At 41.3% G+C, this 5,047-nt stretch carries 6 protein-coding genes; all 6 read right to left on the reverse strand.

The window, feature by feature from the left end; translation table 11 throughout:
* Positions 1–175: 175 nt before the first annotated feature.
* On the reverse strand, positions 176–772 hold the full coding sequence (locus ACFING_RS09210; protein ID WP_375630617.1) for a hypothetical protein: 597 nt from the start codon (positions 770–772) through the stop codon (positions 176–178).
* 11 nt (positions 773–783) lie between these two features.
* The gene (locus ACFING_RS09215) at positions 784–1,164 is read right to left on the reverse strand and encodes a hypothetical protein (RefSeq protein WP_375611028.1); all 381 of its coding nucleotides are present in this window, start codon (positions 1,162–1,164) and stop codon (positions 784–786) included.
* Between the two features lie 11 nt (positions 1,165–1,175).
* On the reverse strand, positions 1,176–1,556 hold the full coding sequence (locus tag ACFING_RS09220; protein WP_375630619.1) for a hypothetical protein: 381 nt from the start codon (positions 1,554–1,556) through the stop codon (positions 1,176–1,178).
* Between the two features lie 22 nt (positions 1,557–1,578).
* A complete protein-coding gene (locus tag ACFING_RS09225; RefSeq protein WP_375630621.1) occupies positions 1,579–2,703 on the reverse strand; it encodes a N4-gp56 family major capsid protein in 1,125 nt (374 codons plus the stop codon).
* Positions 2,704–2,794: 91 nt separating this feature from the next.
* Positions 2,795–3,694: a hypothetical protein gene (locus tag ACFING_RS09230; RefSeq protein WP_375630623.1), complete on the reverse strand. Its 900-nt coding sequence runs from the start codon at positions 3,692–3,694 to the stop codon at positions 2,795–2,797.
* A gap of 13 nt (positions 3,695–3,707) precedes the next feature.
* Positions 3,708–5,047: phage portal protein (locus tag ACFING_RS09235; RefSeq protein WP_375630624.1), on the reverse strand; the 1,340-nt coding region annotated here is incomplete at its 5' end.

The raw sequence follows: 5,047 nt of genomic DNA on the forward strand, positions 1-5,047 counted from the left end.
AACAATGTGATTTGTGCTGTGATAAAAACGTATCATAAAATTTATGAACTGTTATGAATGATATCGGCTTTTCATTTTATTTGAATACACACATGCGTTATAATATTTACATCATGATTTGCTTTTTATGGTCTATTCATACATGCCAATCTTATATAAAAAATGGTCAAATGAATCACGTATAAAAATGTGGATTCTTAAGTGGATTCATATAAAATAACTTCACACAACCTATTGACTTTATTGTGTTTTTTGATATTATACTGAGTACTATCTCTGATAAACGCAATGGAGAGAGAATGAGTTGAATCTGATAGGCTTTATCCGGTGTGGGATAAAGATGTAATTTCCTATCAAAATAACTGTAACAAACCGGCGTTCCTTGCTGCTCTGATGATAACAAAGGCTCTAAAGAAACATGGTCCTTACATTCCAAGGCAAACTTATGATGTTGATCAGAACTCAGATAAACGTTTTTGATTTTAACAGCACTTTCGATATGGCTGGTAGTGCTTGCATCATAAACACCTTGTCCCGCCCGTGTCTCAAACACCACATCACGGCTTTCGTTAAAGTAAAAGGTCTCCCGTTCACAAAAACGAATGGCTGCAAAAATGCTTTCTTGGATTTGTTGAACATACTCATCGGCTATGTCATCAATCTCATCTTGAATGACCGACACTAAGTGCGAAAGTGTTCTCTTATGACGATAAACATCTCGCTTTACTGGTATCGGTCCTCCGGTTTTAACCCGAATATAATGACGTGTCATCAAAATACCTCTCAGTGATTAGTCACAAATTCAACGACTATACTTGCTTGACCAGCTTGTACTGTTTTGTCCGCTTTAGCATAGAGAGTGACCTCTTCATCATAAGGGACAAATTCCTTCTGATTGGTGGGCTTAACCTCTTTTACTGCCTGTTGTTTGATTTCCGCTTCACCAAACTCAGTCCCTCCAGCAGTGCTGCCTATTTTGACCTTTGTGTCCGAAAATGCTGTCTTAACAAACACTTTAATTGAAGTAATCAAAGCACCACGAGGTAGCGTACCTATTCTCATAGCGTTTTCTTTATCTTCATAGCTAAAATTAAGCCGCAAAAAGCTTACCTGCTGGGTATGAAGATTTCTCCCTTGCAAGGGCTGTGGTAAATAATCTGCCATGTCTTATCCCCTCAATGATTTGTTACGAATTGCACAACCACAATACATTCACCAGCATCAGTGGTTTTGTCTCGTGTTGCATAAAGGGTCATCTCCTTATCATCTGCAACAAAAGACTTTTGATCTGTTGGCGTAAAATCTTGCGTGCCTTGGGCTTTGATGTCTTTTTCTCCAAACTCATTACCCCCATAGGTACTGCCAATCTTCAACTTCGCTTCTGAAAATGCCGTCTTAACGAACGCTTTAATTGAAGTGATCAAAGCACCACGTGGTAATATCCCTATTTTCGTTGTAAGACGCTTCTCTTTATGCGATATGTTCAAGCGAAAAAAACTCACTTGTTGCGTAACCAAGTTTCTCCCTTGTAGGGGCTGTGGTAATCCTTCTGCCATGTTTTATTTCCTTTCCATGAATTTAAGAAGGCTTTTCACCTGTACAAGTTGAAACAACAACTGTTCCAAAATCTTGCGCATGTTGTCCTCTTCCCGGCATTTGGAAACGCGTTTTCTTCATCCCTAGGATTGTTTTCACTGCAACCCCATATACCCGTTGATAATCATCAAGCTCTTCAACCAATTTATAGCGCGTATCTTGATTTTCTGCTCCAAAGGCAAGCATCACACTTTGTGCACCCAGTAATACAGCACGTCGGACATTTTCTTCAACACTACCATCGGATTTTACACCATGCGTCACATGTTCCGATTCACGTAAAATCACACCGTTATACATGCCTAGTGAACCATCAAAGATTGGGTTTTGCGCACGAGAGCCTGTGTAAGCAGCTTTCTGAATATCAAGCCACTGACCAGTCTCTGTATTGGTACGCAATTGCATAACTTGTATGGGATGAAGATACATGACGTAAACATTGGAACCACCAACACGTACTGGTCTGATTTTGGGGTTAGCCAACTTTGCAACTTTAACAGCTTCATCAATCAGCTTAAGGCTAAAACCGTGTTTTGCCAGCTCTTTTACGTCTTCATCTTTCGTTTTGGCTTCTGGTCGTACAATGCGCTTACTACTTGGTGCCAATGGTGCATTAAAACCATAATACAATTCATCAAGTTCAATCTCACGCCCTTCAAATTTCATTGTAGGTGCTGTGTACCCACACACTTGCGTGAAAAACATCAAACTTAAACGGTCCGCATACCAATCAACCAATGACTTGTGTGCTTCGTCGCGTAAACTAAACAAAATACGTTGTTGATCAATTGTACCTTTGTTCTTCGTCGAAACTGCATGATTAAGTTCATTGATATATAATTTGTCATGAAGAAACTGAAGAGCTTCTTCATTACCTTTAAGCGTTTCACCTTCGCTTACACCACGCCCCATAATCTGTGCACGTAAGCTAAATGTAACACAATCGCCACCTTCTTTCCTAAGTTCATTTTTGACTTGAATGATACTATTGGAGCCTTCTCCCATTAATGGTTCAATATCAAGCGCTTTAGACGCTTCATAATTTAATCTCTTTGACCAAGCTTTCACCGCTTGAGCATCATTAATAGGTATACGTGTTATTGCCATTGATTTTACCTTTCTTTGCTATAAAAAAACCGGCTTAAAGCCGGCAAAAACCCGCATTAAAAGCGGATTACGTTATGCACCTAGACTATAATCAGCCATCGCGCCCCATTAACTTATCAAAAATGATTTGATTCTTAGGATTGCTATACCATTCTCCAAATTCTTTATCAGACATATTTCCAATAGATTCTAAAGTCATAGGACCCGTCACGCCCCCTCCTCCAGATGCCGTTAAGGTTCTCGCAGAATTCTGCCGGCTTTGAAGTTCTGCAACTTGATTATTCGCTTGTACTGCTTGGTTCTTATAGCCAAGATTTTGCGCTATTCTATAAATCTCTTCTGCCGGATTGAGATCTCTTTGTGCACAAGTCGCTACAAGAGCATGCAATTGATCTCTTATAATCGCATCTATTGTGTTTTGTTGTCCATACTCAGGATAAAGTGATGACCAAGAACTCAATTCCTTTGCGCGTGCCTCATAAAGAAAATTTGCCGCGGCGTCAAAATCACTGGATTTATTTTGAAACGACTTAACAGAATTATTAAAAAATTCACCAAGACGCATATCGTGCTGCTGCTGTTCCTCAGCTTGTCTTAGCGCTTCTTTCTGTTCCCTAATATACGCATCTTGCTTTTGAATCTTATCTAACATCCACGCCACTAAACGAACAGGGTCCTCACGTAGGTCTGGGGGTGCATTTTCACCTTCAACCATTGGTGTCTGGGATTGGGGTTCATAAAGCTTGACAAGCGCTTCACGAGCTTGTTTGGCTTGTTGCTCCACACGCTGCTGTTCTATACTAGGAACAATCTCTGAAGGTTTTTCAACGGGCTGTGCAACCGGCTCTGGAGAGGTGACATCATCATTATCAATCGTTTCACCATCATAAGTGCCAGCATCAAAAGAGCTCTCATCATCAAAGACCGGTGCTCCAACTCTGTAATCTTCATTCATAGCTTCATTCATCGCTTCGTTCATTTCTGCATTCATTCTCTAACCTCTCTCAAATGCTTCTTCCTCTGTATGTTGCCGCTCTTTCACGCATGATTTGATTTTGCGCTCGTTCATTAAGAATACGCTCCCGTTCAAGCTCATGCTTCTGTTGCATCAATTCAGCTTCCAATTCTGCTCTCTTTTGACGCATGACCAATTCAATCTGCTTGCCTTGTAAATCCATCTGTTGCATCTGACTTTTAGCCGCAATATCTTGCTGCTTTTCCTGCAACTTCATTTCTTGTTCCGGATTCATTTGCTGTTGTTGGGCTTGTTGTGCCATTTGCTGCTGTTGCATCTTCTCACTTACACGATTGAGTAATGACGCAGGCAATGGTGAATAACGAAGCAAATCAAGCATGATATCCGGTGTTACGGCATTTTGAAGCAACGGTAATAATTGCGTGATAATGCCAAAGGTACGCTCTTTCTCATTCGGGCTGGTTGGAGCATCATCGACAACAATGTCATACTCGACACTCGTTACTTCTTCACGCGTCAATGGAATATATTGCGCATTCTCCTCACCAGATATCCGTACCAAACGACCATCGGACAAGTAATTCTGTATCAGATGCAAAATAATCTTACCTTGCCGCTTGCGATACAAACGTAAGCCATCAAACAGACAAGCAAGCAGATTTAAACTGGATTGGCGTCGTTGTGCCTCCAAAATACCCGCTTGTGTCACTTCTCTTGTGCCAATGAATTCGGGCGATAAACCCGTCACCTGATTAATTGCTTCCTTAGCTTCATTAAACAGCTGGAAAAAGCCCTCTGGAAACTGTGCTACAGGCTTTGGTTGTATCTTGCCTTCTGCAAGAGCGCCATCTTCAGCAACTAGCAACGCATCAGCCCGCGCCCAATCTTGCATAGCCTGCCTGATGTCCTTAAACGCCCCTTCCTCGACAATAAGCCCCCCTTTGGATTGGCTATTAAGGATATACATCACTTGACTAAAATATTTATTCGCCCACCGTTGTGGATCTTTTGTCGGGCGCACAACCCCATAAAATTGCCGTTCTATCTTGTCAAAATACCCCGTTATACACTCCCAACCCAATTGACCAGCTGGAACTAAAGGTTGATCGGGGGATTCAAGCAACTTTCTCCCTAAAAAAGCACGTCTTACAACCTTTTTATTGAAAGCTGCCCCTTGGATATCGGGCATCATGCACTGGAGCTGCTTAAATTCTTCTTCGCTATAATCACGAAGTTCTCCAGTGCTTAAATCGGGCGCTTTGTAATATCGCTCGCTTTCAAACCAACGGCATTCAACAAGCGTGACCATCCGACGACCGTTTTCAACATCAATGCTCCCTTCATCACTGTAATAATCAAGATCATTAT

It is taken from the genome of Bartonella sp. AP150HLJHH, from assembly GCF_042196385.1.
GTDB lineage: Bacteria > Pseudomonadota > Alphaproteobacteria > Rhizobiales > Rhizobiaceae > Bartonella.

Excerpts from the sequence above, each read along its gene's own strand:
- ACFING_RS09220 (WP_375630619.1), bottom strand. The coding sequence starts at position 1,556 with ATGGCAGAAGGATTACCACAGCCCCTACAAGGGAGAAACTTGGTTACG.
- ACFING_RS09230 (WP_375630623.1), bottom strand. The coding sequence starts at position 3,694 with ATGAATGCAGAAATGAACGAAGCGATGAATGAAGCTATGAATGAAGAT.
- ACFING_RS09210 (WP_375630617.1), bottom strand. The coding sequence starts at position 772 with ATGACACGTCATTATATTCGGGTTAAAACCGGAGGACCGATACCAGTA.
- ACFING_RS09225 (WP_375630621.1), bottom strand. The coding sequence starts at position 2,703 with ATGGCAATAACACGTATACCTATTAATGATGCTCAAGCGGTGAAAGCT.
- ACFING_RS09215 (WP_375611028.1), bottom strand. The coding sequence starts at position 1,164 with ATGGCAGATTATTTACCACAGCCCTTGCAAGGGAGAAATCTTCATACC.